The 16,661-nt window shown below is 68.5% G+C and carries 13 protein-coding genes; 10 read left to right on the top strand and 3 right to left on the bottom strand.

Annotation, left to right across the window (positions count from 1 at the left end):
- Nucleotides 1–42 precede the first annotated feature (42 nt).
- Nucleotides 43–603 carry a carboxymuconolactone decarboxylase family protein gene (locus AT700_RS13355; RefSeq protein WP_003089433.1) on the bottom strand — a complete coding sequence of 187 codons (561 nt, stop codon included), beginning with the start codon at nt 601–603 and terminating at the stop codon, nt 43–45.
- Between the two features lie 104 nt (nt 604–707).
- Between AT700_RS13355 and AT700_RS13350 the strand changes: the two genes are divergently transcribed.
- The gene (locus AT700_RS13350) at nt 708–1,613 is read left to right on the top strand and encodes an AraC family transcriptional regulator (protein WP_003089436.1); all 906 of its coding nucleotides are present in this window, start codon (nt 708–710) and stop codon (nt 1,611–1,613) included.
- Here the strand turns inward: AT700_RS13350 and AT700_RS13345 are convergent, their stop codons facing one another.
- Together AT700_RS13345 and AT700_RS13340 are read right to left on the bottom strand one after the other, a co-directional pair.
- On the bottom strand, nt 1,614–3,230 hold the full coding sequence (locus tag AT700_RS13345; RefSeq protein ID WP_023115330.1) for an alkaline phosphatase family protein: 1,617 nt from the start codon (nt 3,228–3,230) through the stop codon (nt 1,614–1,616).
- 96 nt (nt 3,231–3,326) lie between these two features.
- Nucleotides 3,327–4,238, bottom strand: coding sequence for a LysR family transcriptional regulator (locus tag AT700_RS13340; protein WP_003105356.1), 912 nt, complete (start codon nt 4,236–4,238; stop codon nt 3,327–3,329).
- Nucleotides 4,239–4,387: 149 nt separating this feature from the next.
- On the opposite strand from AT700_RS13340, the gene AT700_RS13335 reads away from it, so the two are divergent.
- The 9 genes from AT700_RS13335 to xylB all read left to right on the top strand — a co-directional run bounded on the left by AT700_RS13335 (nt 4,388) and on the right by xylB (nt 16,652).
- Nucleotides 4,388–6,757 carry a TonB-dependent receptor gene (locus tag AT700_RS13335; protein ID WP_003114997.1) on the top strand — a complete coding sequence of 790 codons (2,370 nt, stop codon included), beginning with the start codon at nt 4,388–4,390 and terminating at the stop codon, nt 6,755–6,757.
- A 22-nt stretch (nt 6,758–6,779) separates the two neighbouring features.
- Nucleotides 6,780–8,120 carry an aryl-sulfate sulfotransferase gene (locus AT700_RS13330; protein ID WP_003124602.1) on the top strand — a complete coding sequence of 447 codons (1,341 nt, stop codon included), beginning with the start codon at nt 6,780–6,782 and terminating at the stop codon, nt 8,118–8,120.
- Nucleotides 8,121–8,271: 151 nt separating this feature from the next.
- On the top strand, nt 8,272–9,177 hold the full coding sequence (locus AT700_RS13325) for an AraC family transcriptional regulator (RefSeq protein WP_048521093.1): 906 nt from the start codon (nt 8,272–8,274) through the stop codon (nt 9,175–9,177).
- A 157-nt stretch (nt 9,178–9,334) separates the two neighbouring features.
- Nucleotides 9,335–10,645, top strand: coding sequence for an ABC transporter substrate-binding protein (locus tag AT700_RS13320; protein ID WP_003105362.1), 1,311 nt, complete (start codon nt 9,335–9,337; stop codon nt 10,643–10,645).
- Nucleotides 10,646–10,720: 75 nt separating this feature from the next.
- Nucleotides 10,721–11,653 (top strand): carbohydrate ABC transporter permease, encoded by a 933-nt coding sequence (locus AT700_RS13315; protein WP_003105364.1) that lies wholly within the window; start codon nt 10,721–10,723, stop codon nt 11,651–11,653.
- 10 nt (nt 11,654–11,663) lie between these two features.
- Entirely contained in the window at nt 11,664–12,497 is an 834-nt protein-coding gene (locus AT700_RS13310) for a carbohydrate ABC transporter permease (RefSeq protein WP_003105365.1), read from the top strand.
- A 39-nt stretch (nt 12,498–12,536) separates the two neighbouring features.
- Nucleotides 12,537–13,649, top strand: a complete 1,113-nt coding sequence (locus AT700_RS13305; protein WP_023114398.1) for an ABC transporter ATP-binding protein — start codon at nt 12,537–12,539, stop codon at nt 13,647–13,649.
- Nucleotides 13,650–13,671: 22 nt separating this feature from the next.
- Nucleotides 13,672–15,147: a mannitol dehydrogenase family protein gene (locus tag AT700_RS13300; RefSeq protein ID WP_048521092.1), complete on the top strand. Its 1,476-nt coding sequence runs from the start codon at nt 13,672–13,674 to the stop codon at nt 15,145–15,147.
- Nucleotides 15,144–16,652 carry a xylulokinase gene (xylB, locus tag AT700_RS13295; protein ID WP_003124598.1) on the top strand — a complete coding sequence of 503 codons (1,509 nt, stop codon included), beginning with the start codon at nt 15,144–15,146 and terminating at the stop codon, nt 16,650–16,652. Before AT700_RS13300 ends, xylB begins: the two co-directional genes overlap by 4 nt.
- The last annotated feature ends 9 nt before the right edge of the window (nt 16,653–16,661 follow it).

Raw genomic sequence — 16,661 nt, 5'->3', positions numbered from 1 at the left:
ACTCCTTGCGCCGGCGCGGCATGCCGCCCGGCAAGCGCAGGCTCAGGCCTGCGGGTTGGTCCAGCGATATTGCTCCAGCTCGGCATTGAGCGGCGTGCGGGCGAACACGTTGGCGAAGTTGCAGAGCGTCGCCAGGCTCACCCCGAGGATCACTTCCAGGGCCTGGGCCTGGTCGAAACCGGCGGCGCGGAAGGCTTCGAACTGCTCGTCGGTGACCGCACCGCGGCTGGCGATCACCGCGCGGGTGAAGTCGGCCAGGGCTTCGTAGCGGGCATCGGGCAGTTCGCCGCGGGCGCGCAGGGCCTCGATCACCGGCTCCGGCAGGCGCGCCTTGTTGCGCGCCACCGCGGTGTGCCCGGCAACGCAGAAGTCGCAGCCATGGGTGGTGGCCGCCACCAGTTGCACCACTTCCCGCTCGGGCAGGCCGAGGCTGGCCTTGGCGTTCAGCCCGGACACGGTGAGGTAGGTTTCCAGGGCGGCCGGCGCATTGGCCAGCACGCCGAGCAGATTCGGGATATAACCCGAGTTGTTCAGCGCGGTCTGGAGGAATGGACGCGCCGCCTCGGGGGCGTTTTCCAGGGTGAGCACGGGAACGCGTGACATGCTTTCGACTCCGGTGGTTGAGGTGTCGAAGAAGTCTCTTGGTAATAAGAAATCCATTCAATATTCTAAAGTCGCTATCACTTGCTCTTGAGTCTTTCCCTTAGATGAATTCGTCCAACCCCCTTGTCGATTGGTTATTAGACAGCCTCGAAGTCGACACCAGCCTGTTCCATGTCGGTCGCTACTGCGGCGGCTGGCATGCCTCCACCCACGGTCTGGCGCGTGCCAGCTTCCACCTGGTGGTGCAGGGACACTGCTGGGCGCACGTCGCCGGAAGCGCCCGGGGCTGGCGACTGGACAGCGGCGACGCGCTGTTCTTCCTGCGCGACGTCGAGTTCCGCCTGTCCAGCGAGGCCACCGCCGAGGCCGCGCGCTGCCAGCCGCGTGGCGAAATGCAGGCGCTGGAGTGGAACGCGGCGGACGGTGCCGGCCTGGTCTGCGGGTTCTTCCACTTCCATTCGGGATTGTCCGGGCTGATCGTCGACGCCCTGCCCGACTGGCTGATCCTGCGCGCCGGCGATCCGGCGCTGGACGCGGCGCGACGCCTGTTCGCCCTGATCGTCGACGAGTGCCGCCGCCAGCCGGCGCCGTCGCCGGTTCTGCTGGAGCGCCTCAGCCACCTGCTGTTCCTCTACGTGTTGCGCCAGCAGGTGCTCGACAACCCGACCCTCGGCGGCCTGGTGGCACTGGCACGCCAGCCGCAGTTCGCCGGCCTGCTGGAAGCGCTGATCGAGGCACCCGAACAGCCCTGGAGCCTGGAACAGATGGCCGAACGCACCGGACTCTCGCGCTCGGCCTTCTTCAAGCGCTTCAACGAACTCAGCGGTCAGTCGCCGGGGCAGGTCCTGCTGGCCCTGCGCATGCACCGCGCCTGCGCCCTGCTGCGCGCCGACGCCAGCGTCGCCGAGGTCGCGGCGGCGGTCGGCTACCAGTCCACCGCCGCCTTCACCCGTGCCTTCCACAAGGCCACCGGGCAGCAGCCGGGGGCCTATCGCAAGGCCAGCCGCTGATCACCAGAGACCGATCGGTACCAGGCGCCCGCCTTCCGGCTCGCCGTAGCGGAACGCCTGGCCGCGCAGGTCGATCTCCGCGTTGCTGATGGTAGTCCGCCGCTTCAGCCCGCGCAGCCAGTCGAACAGCATCCCGGCATGGGCCTCGCGCACCGCCGCATGCGCCGGGTCGGCGCCGAGGTCGCGCAATTCGCCGGCGTCGCTGGCAAGGTCGAACAGTTGGGCGCGGAAGCCGTCGTAGGCGATGTACTTCCAGCGCTCGCTGCGCACCATGTACATGCGGCAAGCATCGATGGGTCGGCCCAGGCGCTCCCGCGCCGGCGCCTGGAAGGCGTAGTCGTACTCGGCGATGGCGTAGCGGCGCCAGTCCGCCGGCGGCGCGCCATGGACGAAGGGCAGCAGCGAACGGCCCTCGATGCGATGGCTGGCGGGCTCGACGGCGAAGGCTTCGAGGATGCTCGGCAGTACGTCGATGGACTGCACCAGCGCCTCCTCCACCCGGCCGCGGGTGGCGTCCGCCTCGGGGCGCGGATCGCGGATCAGCAACGGCACGCCCACCGCCGACTCGAGGAGGAACTCCTTCTCGCCCAGGCCGTGGTCGCCGAGGAAATCGCCATGGTCACTGGTGAAGACGATCAGGGTATCGTCCCAGCGCCCGCTGGCGCGCATGTGCTGGAAGAGCCGGCCGAGCTGGTCGTCGACCTGGCGGATCAGCCCCATGTAGGTAGGTATCACCTGCCGGCGCACGTCTTCGCGGGAGAAATTGAGGCTCTCGCGATGTTCGCGGAAGGCGCGGTACACCGGGTGGTCGCTTTCTTCGCCGGGCGCCGCGCGTAGCGCCGGGAGCACCTGGTCGGCGCGGTACAGCGCGTGGTACGGCGCCGGCGCGATGTAGGGCCAGTGCGGCTTGATGTAGGACAGGTGCAGGCACCAGGGACGCTCGCCCTGCTCGTCGATGAAATCCATGGCGCGACGGGTGGTATAGGCGGTCTCGCTGTGCGCCTCCGGCAAGCGTGTCGGCAATCCGGCATGGCGCATCCGCCAGCCGCTGAGGATTTCCCCGTCGGCGCCGGCGGCGGCGTTGGCCCAGTCGTGCCAGGGGTTGTCGCCGGTGAAGCCGAGGCGCCGCAGGTAGTGGGTGTAGGGCGCGCTTTCGCGCTTGTCGGCGAAGGCCGGGTCATCCGGGTAGACCCCGTCATTGCGGTCGTAGGGCTCGAAGCCGGCTTCGGCGAGGGCCGCGCCGCGCGCGCTGGCCGGATCGATGCCGAGCCGCCGCATGCCTTCCAGGTTGGCCGTGGCGTGGGTCTTGCCGACCAGCGCGGTGCGGACTCCCGCGGCGCGCAGGTAGTCGCCCAGGGTCAGCTCCTCCAGCGGCAGCGGCACCGCGTTCCAGGCCACCTGGTGGCTGCTGACGTAGCGCCCGGTGTACGAGGACATCCGCGACGGCCCGCAGATGGTGCCCTGGGTATAGGCACGGGCGAAGCGCACGCCCTCCGCGGCCAGGCGGTCGATGTTCGGCGTGTGCAGATAGGGATGGCCGTAGCAGGACAGGTAATCGCGACGCAGTTGGTCGCACATGATGTAGAGGACGTTGCGGATCGGCTTGGGCTGGCTCATGACGGCTCGCGAAAAGGAAACGACGCTTCATTTCGCGGTCCGCCGCGTCCGGCGGCAAGCGCATTCGGAACATAGTTGGCATGCGTGCGACGCAATTCAGGTGGCGTCGTCGACCCGCTTCAGCTCGTCGATCATCGCCTCCGCCAGCGGCGACAGGCTGTAGCCGGCGCGGCTGACGATGCCGTAGCGGGTATGCAGTTCGTCGAGGTCGTCGGGCAGCTCGCGCACCCGCAGCGGACGCAGGCCTCCCTGTCCCGGCGGCGCCAGGTCGCCGAGGCCGCTGCTGATGCCGATGGCATCCGAGGCGAGAACCACGCCGAGCAGGCTATGGCCGTTCTCGCACTCGATGGCCGGGCGGAAGTCGGGACGCCCGCTGAGGTCCACCAGCACCTTGCGGATGTTCGGCGGGCTGATGTTGGTCGCCAGCGGGAAGCTCAACAGCTCCTCGGCGGAAACGCTCTCGCGAGCGGCCAGCGGATGCCCCTCGCGGCAGCAGAAATGCCAGCGCCGGGGACGCAGGCGCGAGGTCCGGTATTGCGGGTCGGCCTCGAAATGCCGGGTGTCGGCGACGAAGAACTCGAACTCCTCGGCCTGCAGGCGGCGGTTCAGCGCCTGCCAGTGTTCGACCTGGAAACTCACCCGCGCCTTCGGATAACGCACGTTGAAGCGCCCCACCGCACGCGGCACCAGCCAGGTGGCGGGAGCCGGTCCGGCGCCGAAGCGCAGTTCGCCGGCCTCCAGGCCGTTGAACAGGGCGATCTCGTTGGCCAGGTTGTGCGCGCCGCTGACCAGCCGGCGCGCATGTTCGAGGACGATCAGGCCCTGCTTGGTCGGACGCAGGTCCTTGGCCGCGCGGTCCACCAGGCGGCAGCCAGCGCTGTGTTCGAGCGCCTGGATGCTGCGGCTGAAGGCCGATTGCGAAAGGTTAACCGCCAGCGCCGCGGCGACGAAGCTGCGGTGCTCGTGAAGGGCGATGAAGTGGCGGAGCTGGCGGAGATCGATATGCATTTTCTACATGGAAAATATCGGGCGAATGCAATTGCCGGGGACGGCGTGGGCTTTTTATAAAGGCAATCTCTTATTCCGTAAAAGCAATATAAAACATAAATAAATAACCATACGGAATTAGCAGTCACCCCTTCATCCAGGACCCACACATGAATCGCCGACCCGCGTACCGCTCCATCCCGTCGTCCCGCAGCGCACCGTTCCGCCGTCGCCTGCTGCCCCTGTCGATCTGCCTGGCCTGCGCCGGAGGGGCGCAACTGGCCGGCGCCGACGACACCCCCGCGGGCACCGAAGAGGCGCGCCAGGCGCAGCCGGCCACCACCCTGCAGACCGTCACGGTGACCTCGCGGCGACGGGTGGAAAACTCCCAGGATGTGCCCACCGCGATGAGCGTGCTCGGCGGCGAAACCCTGGAGAGCCAGCGCATCTACCGGGTGCAGGACCTGCAGCAACTGGTGCCGAGCACCAACGTCGCCTACGTCCACGCGCGCCAGTCCAGCGTGTCGATCCGCGGCCTCGGCAACAACCCGGCCAGCGACGGCCTGGAAGGCAGCGTCGGGCTGTACCTCGACAACGTCTACCTCGGCCGCCCCGGCATGGCCTCGTTCGACCTTCTCGACATCGAGCAGCTGGAGGTCTTGCGCGGCCCGCAGGGCACCCTGTTCGGCAAGAACACCACGGCCGGGGTGATCAACATCGGCACCCGTGCGCCGAGCTTCACTCCGGAGCGCAGCGTTGAGATATCCGGCGGCGAGGACGGCTACTTCCAGGCCAGGGGCACGATTTCCGGACCGCTCGGCGAGACCCTCGCCGGGCGCCTGTCGGCCTACCGCACCCGCGACGACGGCTACGTGAAGAACCTCCACGACGGCAACACCCTCAACGGCGGCGCACGCCAGGGTTTCCGCGGGCAGTTGCTGTTCAAGCCGAACGACGACTTCAGCCTGCGCTGGATCGGCGACTACAACGAGGAAGACTCCGACAATGGTGTCCTTACCCTGTTCAGCAGCGGCCCCACGGTGAACGGCGTGAACCGCTACGAACAGCGCGCCGCCGCGGCCGGCGCGACGCTGGTGGATGGCCATCGGCGCAAGGTCAACTTCGACTCGGACCAGCAGGTCACGGTGTTCCAGGGCGGAACCTCGGTGGAAGCCAACTGGAAGCTGGCCAACGACTTCACCCTCACTTCCATCAGCGCCTACCGCTGGTGGGATTTCACGCCGCGCAACGACGACGGCCTGGACGTACCGGCGGCCTATAACGCCGGAGTCTCGGTGCGCGACAAGCAGTGGTCGCAGGAAATCCGCCTGGCTTCGCCCAGCGGCGGCTTCTTCGACTACGTGCTCGGCGCCTACTACTTCGGCCAGGACCTCGACAACAAGTCCTTCACCGACTACGGGCCCAGGGCAGACATCTGGAACGGAACCCCCGCCGGCGCCCTGAGCGACGTCAGCACCCGCGGTCGCGGGCACATCGACACCGACAGCTACGCGCTGTTCGCCCAGGGCACCTGGCACCTAACCGAGCGCCTGGACCTCACCGCCGGCGTGCGCGGCACCTACGAGGAAAAGTCCGCCTGGGTCGAACGCTACGCCCCGCTCGGCGGCGCCGCGGTGAGCGGCGCGGCGGCGGCCGCGCGCAACGGCAGGGTCGGCGCCTACGACAGCGGCGACATCGGCCTGCACAGCGTCAGTCCGTCCGCTCTGCTCAGCCTCAGCTACCGCTTCAGCGACCAGGTTCTGGGCTACGCCTCGCTGTCCCACGGCGAGAAATCCGGCGGCGTCAACCTGACCGTGGCCAGCGCTCCCAGCGCCGGTGCCGACTCGCTGCTGATTGGCACCGAGCGCGCCAACGATGCCGAGCTGGGGTTGAAGACCACCCTCCTCGACAACCGCCTGATCCTCAACGGCAACCTGTTCTGGACCGTGGTCCACGGCTACCAGGCCAATGCCTACGACGAGGCCAACCGCACCCAGTACCTGACCAATGCCGGCGATGTGCGCTCGCGCGGCCTGGAGTTCGAAGCGACGGCCCTGCCGATCCGCGGCCTGACCCTGAATTTCAATGCGTCCTACAACGACGTTCGCTACCTGTCCTACAAGAACGCCCCGTGCGCCCCCGAGGTGGCCTTCCAGGCCGGCGCCCCGGCGTCCTGCGACCTCAGCGGGCACCAGGTGGTCGGTGCCTCGAAGTACATCGCCAACTTCAATGGCGAGTATCGCTGGAAGCTCGACGATGGCCTGGAGCCCTACCTCACCGCCAGCTACGCGTTCCGCTCCAGGGCGGTGGGCACCATCGACGACTCCGCATACGGACAGATCCCCAGCTACGCCCTGGTCAACGCCTCCGCCGGCCTGCGCGGCGACTACGGGGACGGCCAGTGGGACCTGTCCCTGTGGCTGAAGAACGCTTTCGACAAGACCTACTTCACCAGCCTCTGGAATTCCGCCAACGGCGGCTACGCCGGCGTGCTCGGCACGCCGCGCACCCTGGGCGTGACCGCCCGCTACGACTTCTGAACCGATCGCCGAGGAACCCGCCATGCCCAGATTCCCGATGCTCCTGCTCAGCGCCGCGCTGCTCGCCGCCGGCGCCCATGCCGCGCCCAGCGTCTACCCCACCGGAGTGACCCGCTACGACCCGCAGAAGGCCTTCAACCAGTACGTGATCTTCAGCGGCGCAGACCGCAAGACCCACCTGATCGACATGAACGGCAACGAGGTGAAGCGCTGGGACTACCCCGGCTTCCCCGCCGCCGTGATCGACCCGGCCCTGAACGGCGGCAAGCGCGGCCATGTGCTGCTGCAACTGGCCGACCTGGCCGCTCCGGACAAGCTGGCCTCGCCCGGCAACGGCCTGGCCAACCAGGCCCTCGGCGAGCTGGACTGGGATGGCAAGGAGGTCTGGCGCTGGGGTGACCAGGCGCCGGGCGGCGCCGCCCATCAGCACCACGACCAGCGCCGGCTGGCCAACGGCAACACCCTGCTGCTGGCGAACAAGGTCCACGCGGTGAAGGGCTTCGCCGTGCCCCGGGTAATCGATGACGTGATCTACGAGGTCACGCCGCAGGGCAAGCTGGCCTGGAGCTGGACCGCTTCGGAGCATCTCGACGAATTCGGATTCACCGCCGACCAGTTGAAGCGGGTACGGGCCAGCGAGAACCCCGACTACCTGCACATCAACAACCTCGCCCCGCTCGGCGAGAACCGCTGGCACGCTGCCGGCGACCGGCGCTTCGCCCCGGACAACCTGCTGCTCGACTCACGCAACGCCAACTTCATAGCGATCGTCGACAAGGCCAGCGGCAAGGTGGTCTGGCGCCTCGGCCCGAACCTTCCGCCGATCGACCCGAAGAGCGCCCGTAAGCTGCCGCGCCCGGTGGACCAGATCAGTGGCCAGCACGACGCCCACCTCATTCCCGAGGGCCTGCCGGGCGCCGGCAACCTGCTGGTGTTCGACAACCAGGGTGACGCCGGTTACCCCTCGGTACAGCGCGGGCTGGTCTCCGGCTCGCGGGTACTGGAAATCGACCCGCTGAAGAAGCAGATCGTCTGGCAATACACTGCCGAGGACTCGCAGCAGCCCGGCTGGGCCTTCTACAGCGCCTTCATCAGCAGCGCGCGGCGCCTGCCCAACGGCAATACGCTGATCGACGAAGGGCAGAACGGACGCTTCTTCCAGGTAACGCCCGGCGGCGAGATCGTCTGGGAGTACGTCAGCCCCTACTTCGGCAAGGCGCCGCGCGGCGACGCCCGGAGCAACTGGGTCTACCGCGCGCTGCCGGTGGCCTACGACTGGGTGCCCGAAGGTACGCCGCGCGAGGAGAAGGCGGTGAACCTGGCGGTTCCCGGCGCCACGCCGCAGGTCACGGCGCGGCGTTGAAGCGGATGGCGGCGGATAGAGCCACGGCCCGCTACCCGCCCCTGCGGCCACCCGGCGCCACGCAGGGGAGCGAGGCTCGCGGGTGGTCCCCTGCACAGCCCCGCCGCTTCGGGCTAGGATGTGCCTTCGTTCCCCCGGTCGGCCCGCGCCCATGCCCAGAGCCAGCAAAGTCACCGATCCGTCCTACGAGCTGATGGACGACCACGAAGGCCATTCGCTGATCTACCGCCAGCACGGCTTCCCCAGCCCGCTGGTGCGCTGGCACTTCCACAAGGAATACGAGCTGCACCTGATCGTCGCCAGCTCCGGCAAGGTATTCATCGGCGACTACATCGGCAACTTCGCCCCCGACACCCTGTTCCTCACCGGTCCCAACCTGCCGCACAACTGGATCAGCCAGGTGGAGCCCGGCGAGGTGGTGGCCCGGCGCGACATGCTGGTGAACTTCACCGACGAGGTGCTGGAGGACGGCAGCGGCGTATTCTCCGAGCTGAACCGCCTGGCCCCGCTGCTGGCGCGGGCGCGCTACGGCATCGAGTTCCGCGACCCGGCGCTGATCGGCGAAAGCCGGCGACTGTTGCAACGCATCGCCGACAGCGGCGGCATGACCCGCCTGGGATACTTTTTTATCCTCATGGAACAGCTCGCCGAATGCGAGGACTACCAGTTGCTCTCTACCGTCACTTCCTCGCAACTGGCCGACGAGCACAACGTCGAACGGATCAACCGGGCGGTGGACTACATCTTCCAGCACTACGCCCAGGACCTCACCCAGGAGCAGGTCGCCGCCCACCTGGGCATGACCCCCACCTACTTCTCGCGCTTCTTCAAGCAGGCCGCCGGGCGCGGCTTCGTCGAGTTCGTCAACCGCCTGCGCATCAGCAAGTCCTGCGAGCTGCTGGCCCGCAGCGAGCTGCCGGTGACCGAGGTGTGCTTCGAGTCGGGCTTCAGCAACCTGTCCAATTTCAACCGGCGCTTCCAGCAGCTCAAGGGCATGACGCCCACCGGCTACCGGCGCCTGGTGACCCAGCGGCTGACCGAGCAGAACCTGCTCTGAGCCTCCAGCGCCCCACCCCGGTGGTGCAAAAAAGTATCGGTCGAAGTGCAGTCGAGGCTTTGTCGGTTGCGTGACGCGCCTGTGTAATCGGCAGCGAGCGACACAAAAACAATAATGTCTTCCGCGCCGCCCGCCGGCCCGGAAGAGGAGTTCACCGATGAACGACTCGATCAAGGCCTGCCTGGCCGCCGCCTGCCTCGCCCTGCCCCTGCTGGCCCAGGGCGCCGAGACCCTGACCATCGCCACGGTCAACAACAACGACATGATCCGCATGCAACGCCTGTCCAAGGTGTTCGAGGAAAGCCACCCGGACATCGCGCTGAAATGGGTGGTGCTCGAAGAGAACGTCCTGCGCCAGCGCCTGACCACCGACATCGCCACCCAGGGCGGACAGTTCGACCTGCTCACCATCGGCATGTACGAAGCCGCGCTGTGGGGCGCCAAGGGCTGGCTGGAGCCGATGAGCGGGCTGCCCGCCGACTACGCCCTGGACGACCTGTTGCCCTCGGTGCGCGACGGTCTCTCCGTCAAGGGCACGCTGTACGCCCTGCCGTTCTACGCCGAAGCCTCGATCACCTACTACCGCAAGGACCTGTTCCAGCAGGCCGGGCTGCGGATGCCCGAGCAACCGACCTGGACCCAGCTCGGCGAGTTCGCCGCCAGGCTCAACCGCCCGGACCAGGGCCAGTACGGTATCTGCCTGCGCGGCAAGGCCGGCTGGGGCGAGAACATGGCGTTGATCGGCACCCTGGCCAACGCCTTCGGCGCACGCTGGTTCGACGAGCGATGGCAGCCCGAATTCAGCGGCGGCGAATGGAAGAAGGCTCTCGACTTCTATGTCTCCACCCTCAAGCGGTACGGCCCGCCCGGCGCCTCCAGCAACGGATTCAACGAGAACCTGGCGCTGTTCAACAGCGGCAAGTGCGCGATCTGGGTGGACGCCAGCGTCGCCGGTTCGTTCGTCACCGACAAGAGCCAGAGCAAGGTCGCCGACGCCACCGGCTTCGCCTTCGCCCCCCGGGAAGTCACCGACAAGGGCGCCTCCTGGCTGTATTCCTGGGCCCTGGCGATTCCCGCCAGCTCGCGCGCCAAGGACGCGGCGAAGGCCTTCGCCACCTGGGCCACCTCGCAGGCGTACGGCAAACTGGTGGCGGACAGGGAAGGCGTAGCCAACGTGCCGCCCGGCACCCGCGCCTCGACCTACAGCGAGGCCTACCTGGCCGCCGCGCCGTTCGCGCGGGTCACCCTGGAATCGCTGAAGCGCGTCGATCCCAACCATCCGACGCTGAAGCCGGTGCCCTATGTCGGCATCCAGTTGGTCACCATCCCCGAGTTCCAGGCCATCGGCACCCAGGTCGGCAAGCTGTTCTCCGCCGCCCTCACCGGGCAGATGAGCAGCGACCAGGCGCTCGCCGCCGCGCAGCAGAGCACCGCCCGCGAGATGAAGCGCGCCGGCTATCCGAAGTAGTCCGCCGCCGGGCGCAGCCGCGCCCGGCGCGGCGCTGCTCGAGCGCTTGTCCTTGAAGATCCAGACGGAGTCGCCATGAACACCTCGGCCCTCGATACCCCGCTCCCGGCCCGTCCCGCCCGCCGCCGTCTCCAGCGCCGCCGGCGCGGCCCTGGCTGGCTCCTGGTCAGCCCCTCGGTGGCGCTGCTGCTGTTGTGGATGATCGTGCCCCTGGGCATGACCCTGTATTTCTCGCTGATCCGCTACAACCTGCTGTATCCCGGCGAGAATGCCTTCGTCGGCCTGGAGAACTTCACCTTCTTCGTCACCGACGCCGGCTTCCTGCCCGGCGCGCTGAACACCCTGCTGCTGGTGGGCAGCGTGCTGGCGATCAGCGTGGCGTTCGGCGTGCTCATCGCCGCGCTGCTGGAGGCCGGCGAATTCTTCGGCCGCGGCGCGGTGCGGGTGTTGCTGATCTCGCCGTTCTTCATCATGCCGACGGTGAGCGCGCTGCTCTGGAAGAACCTGATCTTCCACCCGGTCTCGGGCATCCTCGCCGCCGTCTGGCGCCTGTTCGGCGCCGAGCCGGTGGATTGGCTGGCGCACTATCCGCTGCTGTCGATCATCCTCATCGTCTCCTGGCAATGGCTGCCCTTCGCCATCCTGATCCTGATGACCGCCATGCAGTCCCTCGACCAGGAGCAGAAGGAGGCTGCCCGCCTCGACGGCGCCGGTCCGCTGGCGATCTTCTGGCACCTGACCCTGCCGCACCTGGCGCGGCCCATCGCGGTGGTGCTGATGATCGAGACGATCTTCCTGCTCTCGGTGTTCGCCGAGATCTTCACCACCACCAGCGGCGGCCCCGGCTACGAATCGACCAACCTCGCCTACCTGATCTACAACCAGGCGCTGCTGCAGTTCGATGTCGGCATGGCCTCGGCCGGGGGCCTGATCGCGGTGCTGATCGCCAATATCGCCGCCATCGTGCTGGTGCGGATGATCGGCAAGAACCTTACCGAGCGCAGCTGAGGAACCCGCCATGCTGACACTCAAGCAATCCCGCCGCCTGCGCAATGCCCTGCTCGGCCTGCTCTGCTGGGGCATCGCCCTGCTGCTGTTCTTCCCGATCTTCTGGATGCTGCTGACCAGCTTCAAGAGCGAGATCGACGCCTTCGCCACGCCGCCGCAGTTCATCTTCCAGCCGACCCTGGAGAACTACCTGCACATCAACGAGCGCAGCGACTACTTCGCCTACGCCTGGAACTCGCTGCTGATCTCCTCCTCGGCGACTCTCCTGTGCATGCTCGTCGCGGTGCCGGCGGCCTACTCCATGGCCTTCTTCGAGACCCGCCACACCAAGCGCACGCTGCTCTGGATGCTGTCGACCAAGATGCTTCCGCCGGTCGGCGTACTGATGCCGATCTACCTGCTGGCCAAGCAGTTCGGCCTGCTCGATTCGCGGCTGGCGCTGATCATCGTCTACACCCTGATCAACCTGCCGATCGTGGTCTGGATGGTGTACACCTACTTCAAGGACATCCCCGTGGACATCCTCGAAGCAGCGCGCCTGGACGGCGCCGGCACCTGGCAGGAGATCGTCCGCGTACTGCTGCCGATCGCCCGCGGCGGGCTCGCCTCGACCCTGCTGCTGTCGCTGATCCTGTGTTGGAACGAGGCCTTCTGGTCGCTCAACCTGACCTCCTCGGCCGCCGCCCCGCTGACCGCCCTGGTCGCCTCCTATTCCAGCCCCGAAGGACTGTTCTGGGCCAAGCTCTCGGCCGTCTCCACCCTCGCCTGCGCGCCGATCCTGGTCTTCGGCTGGATCAGCCAGAAGCAGCTGGTACGCGGCCTTTCCTTCGGCGCCGTGAAATGAAGCGCATCCCCATCCTTTCGTCCACGGAGGTATTCCGCCATGGCTGATCTCAAGATCCGCAACCTGCAGAAAGGCTTCGACGGCCAGGCCATCATCAAGGGCATCGACCTCGACGTCCGCGACCGCGAGTTCGTAGTCTTCGTCGGCCCCTCCGGCTGCGGCAAGTCGACCCTGCTGCGCCTGATCGCCGGCCTCGAAGAGGCCAGCGGCGGCAGCATCACCCTCGACGGCACGGACATCACCGACACCCCGCCGGCGAAACGCGACCTGGCGATGGTCTTCCAGACCTACGCGCTGTACCCGCACATGACGGTGCGCAGGAACCTCTCCTTCGCCCTCGACCTGGCCGGCGTCGACAAGCGCGAGGTCGCCGCCAAGGTCGACGCCGCCGCACGCATCCTCGAACTGCAAGCGCTGCTGGAGCGCAAGCCGCGCCAGCTCTCCGGCGGCCAACGGCAGCGGGTGGCGATCGGCCGGGCGATCGTGCGCAACCCGAAGATATTCCTCTTCGACGAACCGCTGTCCAACCTCGACGCCGCCCTGCGCGTGCAGATGCGCCTGGAACTGGCGCGGCTGCACCAGGAACTGGCGGCGACCATGATCTACGTGACCCATGACCAGGTCGAGGCGATGACCCTGGCGGACAAGGTCGTGGTGCTCAACGGCGGGCGCGTCGAGCAGGTCGGCTCGCCGCTGGAGCTTTACCACCATCCGGCCAACCTGTTCGTCGCCGGCTTCCTCGGCACGCCGAAGATGGGCTTCCTGCGCGGCCATCTCAGCCGCAACCAGGGCGAGCGCTGCGAGGTCGCCCTCGAATGCGGCGCGCGCGTCGGCCTGCCGCTATGCGCCGGCGAGCTGGCAACCGGCAGCCCGGTGACCCTCGGCATCCGCCCGGAACACCTGAACATCGCCCGCCCGGGCCATGCCTTCCAGGGCCTGCTGCGGGTCGCCGCCGACGTCAGCGAGCGCCTGGGCAGCGACAGCTTCTGCCATGTCCGCGCCGACTCGGGGGAAATGCTCACCCTGCGCGTGCGCGGCGATTTCGCACCGGACTACGGCGCCCCCCTGGAGCTGGGCTTCGATCCGGCGCACTGCCACCTGTTCGACAGCAACGGCCAGGCCCTCGACAAACGACTGCAACAGGCGGCCTGAAGCCGCCAGCGGGAACCCACCGATGAAACTCAACCGGCAGCACCTCCCCCTGCTGGCGACCGCTGTCGCCCGCCCGTCCTACGACCCCGCGCAACTGCGCCAGGGCATCGTCCACATCGGCGTCGGCGGCTTCCACCGCGCGCACCAGGCGGCCTACACCGACGCCCTGATGAACCGCGGCGAAGCCCTCGACTGGGCGATCTGCGGCGCCGGCCTGCGCAGCGACGACCGCGCCATGCACGACGCCCTGGCCGCCCAGGACTACCTCTACACCCTCTACGAGCTGGGCGACCAACCGGACACCGAGGTCCGCGTGATCGGCGCCATCAGCGGCATGCTGCTCGCCGAGGACGGCGCCGAGGCGCTGCTGGAAAAACTTGCCGAGCCGGCCATCCGCATCGTCTCGCTGACCATCACCGAAGGCGGCTACTGCATCGACGATGGCAGCGGCGAGTTCCTCGCCGAGTTGCCGCTGGTGCGCCACGACCTGGCCAACCCGCGGACCCCGCGCGGGGTCTTCGGCTTTCTCTGCGAGGCTCTGCGGCGGCGCCGCGACACAGGCGTGCCGGCGTTCACCGTGATGTCCTGCGACAACCTCCCGCATAACGGCGAGGTGGCGCGCAAGGCGCTGCTGGCCTTCGCCGAACGGCTCGACCCGGGGCTGGCGCGCTGGATCGCGACGCACGTCAGCTTTCCCAACGCCATGGTCGACCGCATCACCCCGATGACCAGCCCCGCCCACCGCCGCCAACTGGCCCAACGGCACGACGTGGAAGACGCCTGGCCGGTGGTCTGCGAACCCTTCGTGCAATGGGTGCTGGAAGATCGTTTCAGCGCTGGGCGCCCGGCCTGGGAAAAGGTCGGCGTGCAGTTCACCGACGACGTCACGCCCTACGAGGAGATGAAGATCGGCCTGCTCAACGGCAGCCACCTGGCGCTCACCTACCTGGGCTTCCTGCGCGGCTACCGCTTCGTCCACGAGACCCTCGGCGACCCGCTGCTGCGCCGCTACGTGCGGGCCTTCATGGACCGCGACGTGGCCCCGCTGCTGGCACCGGTACCGGGGATCGACCTGGAACGCTACAAGGACAGCCTGGTCGAGCGCTTCGCCAACCGCGCCATCGCCGACCAACTGGAACGGGTCTGCTCGGACGGCTCGTCGAAGTTTCCCAAGTTCATCGTCCCCACCGCCAATCAGCTGATCGCCGCCGGCCGGCCGCTGGAACGGGTGGCCCTGGTGGTGGCGGCCTGGGCGCTGTACCTGGGCGGGGTCGACGAGCATGGCGAACGCTACCCGATTCCCGATCCGCGCGCCGCCGAATGCCAGGCGCTGGTTGCCGAACGCCACGGCCTGGGCCGGCGCCTGCTCGGCGTGGAGACCGTGTTCGGCCCGGCGATCCCGGCCTCGGCGGCCTTCGTCGAGGCCTTCGAGCGGCTCTACGACAGCCTGCGCCGACACGGCGTCAGCGAAACCCTGCGCCAGGTACTCGGCGAATGACGCCGGAGGGCCGCATGCACGGATTGTTCCTCGGCATCGATTGCGGCACCCAGGGTAGCAAGGCGCTGCTGCTCGACGCCGGCAGCGGCCGCACGCTGGGCCTGGGCAGCGCCGCGCAGCGCCCGCCGGAAGGCCGCGACGGACGCCGCGAGCAGGACCCGGCGGACTGGCTGGAAGCCATGGCCAGCGCGGTACGCATGGCCCTGGAAGAAGCCGCGGTGGACGGCCGCGAGGTTCGCGCCCTGGCGGTTTCCGCCCAGCAGCATGGGCTGCTCTTGCTCGACGCCGAGGGCCGGGCGCTACGCCCGGCCAAGCTCTGGTGCGACACCGAGAGCGCGGCGGAGAACCGCGAGCTGCTGGAAGCCCTCGGCGGCCCGGCCGGCTCGCTGGAACGCCTGGGACTGGTGCTCGCGCCGGGCTACACGCTGTCCAAGCTGCTCTGGAGCAGGCGCCGCTTTCCCGAGCTGTTCGCCCGCGTCGCGCACATCCTCCTGCCCCACGACTACCTCAACCACTGGCTCACCGGCCGCGTCTGCAGCGAAGCGGGCGACGCCTCCGGCAGCGGCTACTTCGACGTGCGCCGGCGCACCTGGGCCAGCGACGTGCTGGAGCTGGTCGAGCCGGGCGGACGCCTGGCGGCGGCGCTGCCGGAGCTGATCGAGCCCGGCGCCTGCATCGGCAACCTGCGCCCCGAAGCGGCCGCCGCCCTCGGCCTGGCTCCCCACACGCGGGTCGCCTGCGGCGGCGGCGACAACATGCTCGCCGCCATCGGCACCGGCAACATCCGCCCCGGCCTGCTCACCGCCAGCCTGGGCACCTCCGGCACCCTGAGCGCCTATGCCGAGCGGCCGCTGGTCAGTCCGCACGGCGAGCTGGCGACCTTCTGCGCCTCGTCCGGCGGTTGGCTGCCGCTGGCCTGCACGATGAACCTCACCGGCGCCTGCGGCCTGGTACAGGACCTGCTGCACCTCGACCTCGACGAATTCTCCCGGCTGGCCGCCCAGGCGCCGGTCGGCGCCGAGGGTCTGCTGATGCTGCCGTTCTTCGACGGCGAGCGGGTTCCGGCGCTACCGCACGCCAGCGCCAGCCTGCATGGCATGACCGCGGCCAACCTGAGCCGCGCCAATCTTTGCCGGGCGGTGCTCGAAGGCACCGCCTTCGGCCTGCGCTACGGCCTCGACCTGCTGCGCGCCAGCGGCCTGCCGGGCGAGGAAATCCGCCTGGTCGGCGGCGCGGCGAAGAACCCGCTGTGGCGGCGGACGCTCGCCGACCTGCTCGGCCTGCCGCTGGTCTGTCCGCGGCAGACCGAGGCCGCCGCCCTTGGCGCGGCGCTCCAGGCGGCCTGGAGCCTGGGCCGCGAAAGCGGCGCCGGTGAAAGCCTGGAAGCCCTGTGCCGGCGCTGCGTGGCGCTCGACGAGTCGACCCGCACCCAGCCCCAGGCGCGACAACAGGCGGCCTACGAACAGGCCTACCGGCGTTACCTGGAGCACCTGCCTCCGCGATAATGGTCGCTT

Source organism: Pseudomonas aeruginosa, from assembly GCF_001457615.1.
In the GTDB taxonomy this organism is placed as follows: Bacteria; Pseudomonadota; Gammaproteobacteria; order Pseudomonadales; family Pseudomonadaceae; genus Pseudomonas; species Pseudomonas aeruginosa.
This window is presented reverse-complemented; position numbering and strand designations above follow the sequence as displayed.

What these genes read in the sequence shown, in the direction of transcription:
- AT700_RS13310 (WP_003105365.1), top strand. Translation starts at nt 11,664, where the DNA reads ATGCTGACACTCAAGCAATCCCGCCGCCTGCGCAATGCCCTGCTCGGC.
- AT700_RS13300 (WP_048521092.1), top strand. Translation starts at nt 13,672, where the DNA reads ATGAAACTCAACCGGCAGCACCTCCCCCTGCTGGCGACCGCTGTCGCC.
- AT700_RS13305 (WP_023114398.1), top strand. Translation starts at nt 12,537, where the DNA reads ATGGCTGATCTCAAGATCCGCAACCTGCAGAAAGGCTTCGACGGCCAG.
- AT700_RS13335 (WP_003114997.1), top strand. Translation starts at nt 4,388, where the DNA reads ATGAATCGCCGACCCGCGTACCGCTCCATCCCGTCGTCCCGCAGCGCA.
- AT700_RS13330 (WP_003124602.1), top strand. Translation starts at nt 6,780, where the DNA reads ATGCCCAGATTCCCGATGCTCCTGCTCAGCGCCGCGCTGCTCGCCGCC.
- AT700_RS13320 (WP_003105362.1), top strand. Translation starts at nt 9,335, where the DNA reads ATGAACGACTCGATCAAGGCCTGCCTGGCCGCCGCCTGCCTCGCCCTG.
- AT700_RS13340 (WP_003105356.1), bottom strand. Translation starts at nt 4,238, where the DNA reads ATGCATATCGATCTCCGCCAGCTCCGCCACTTCATCGCCCTTCACGAG.
- xylB (WP_003124598.1), top strand. Translation starts at nt 15,144, where the DNA reads ATGACGCCGGAGGGCCGCATGCACGGATTGTTCCTCGGCATCGATTGC.
- AT700_RS13355 (WP_003089433.1), bottom strand. Translation starts at nt 603, where the DNA reads ATGTCACGCGTTCCCGTGCTCACCCTGGAAAACGCCCCCGAGGCGGCG.
- AT700_RS13325 (WP_048521093.1), top strand. Translation starts at nt 8,272, where the DNA reads ATGCCCAGAGCCAGCAAAGTCACCGATCCGTCCTACGAGCTGATGGAC.
- AT700_RS13315 (WP_003105364.1), top strand. Translation starts at nt 10,721, where the DNA reads ATGAACACCTCGGCCCTCGATACCCCGCTCCCGGCCCGTCCCGCCCGC.
- AT700_RS13345 (WP_023115330.1), bottom strand. Translation starts at nt 3,230, where the DNA reads ATGAGCCAGCCCAAGCCGATCCGCAACGTCCTCTACATCATGTGCGAC.
- AT700_RS13350 (WP_003089436.1), top strand. Translation starts at nt 708, where the DNA reads ATGAATTCGTCCAACCCCCTTGTCGATTGGTTATTAGACAGCCTCGAA.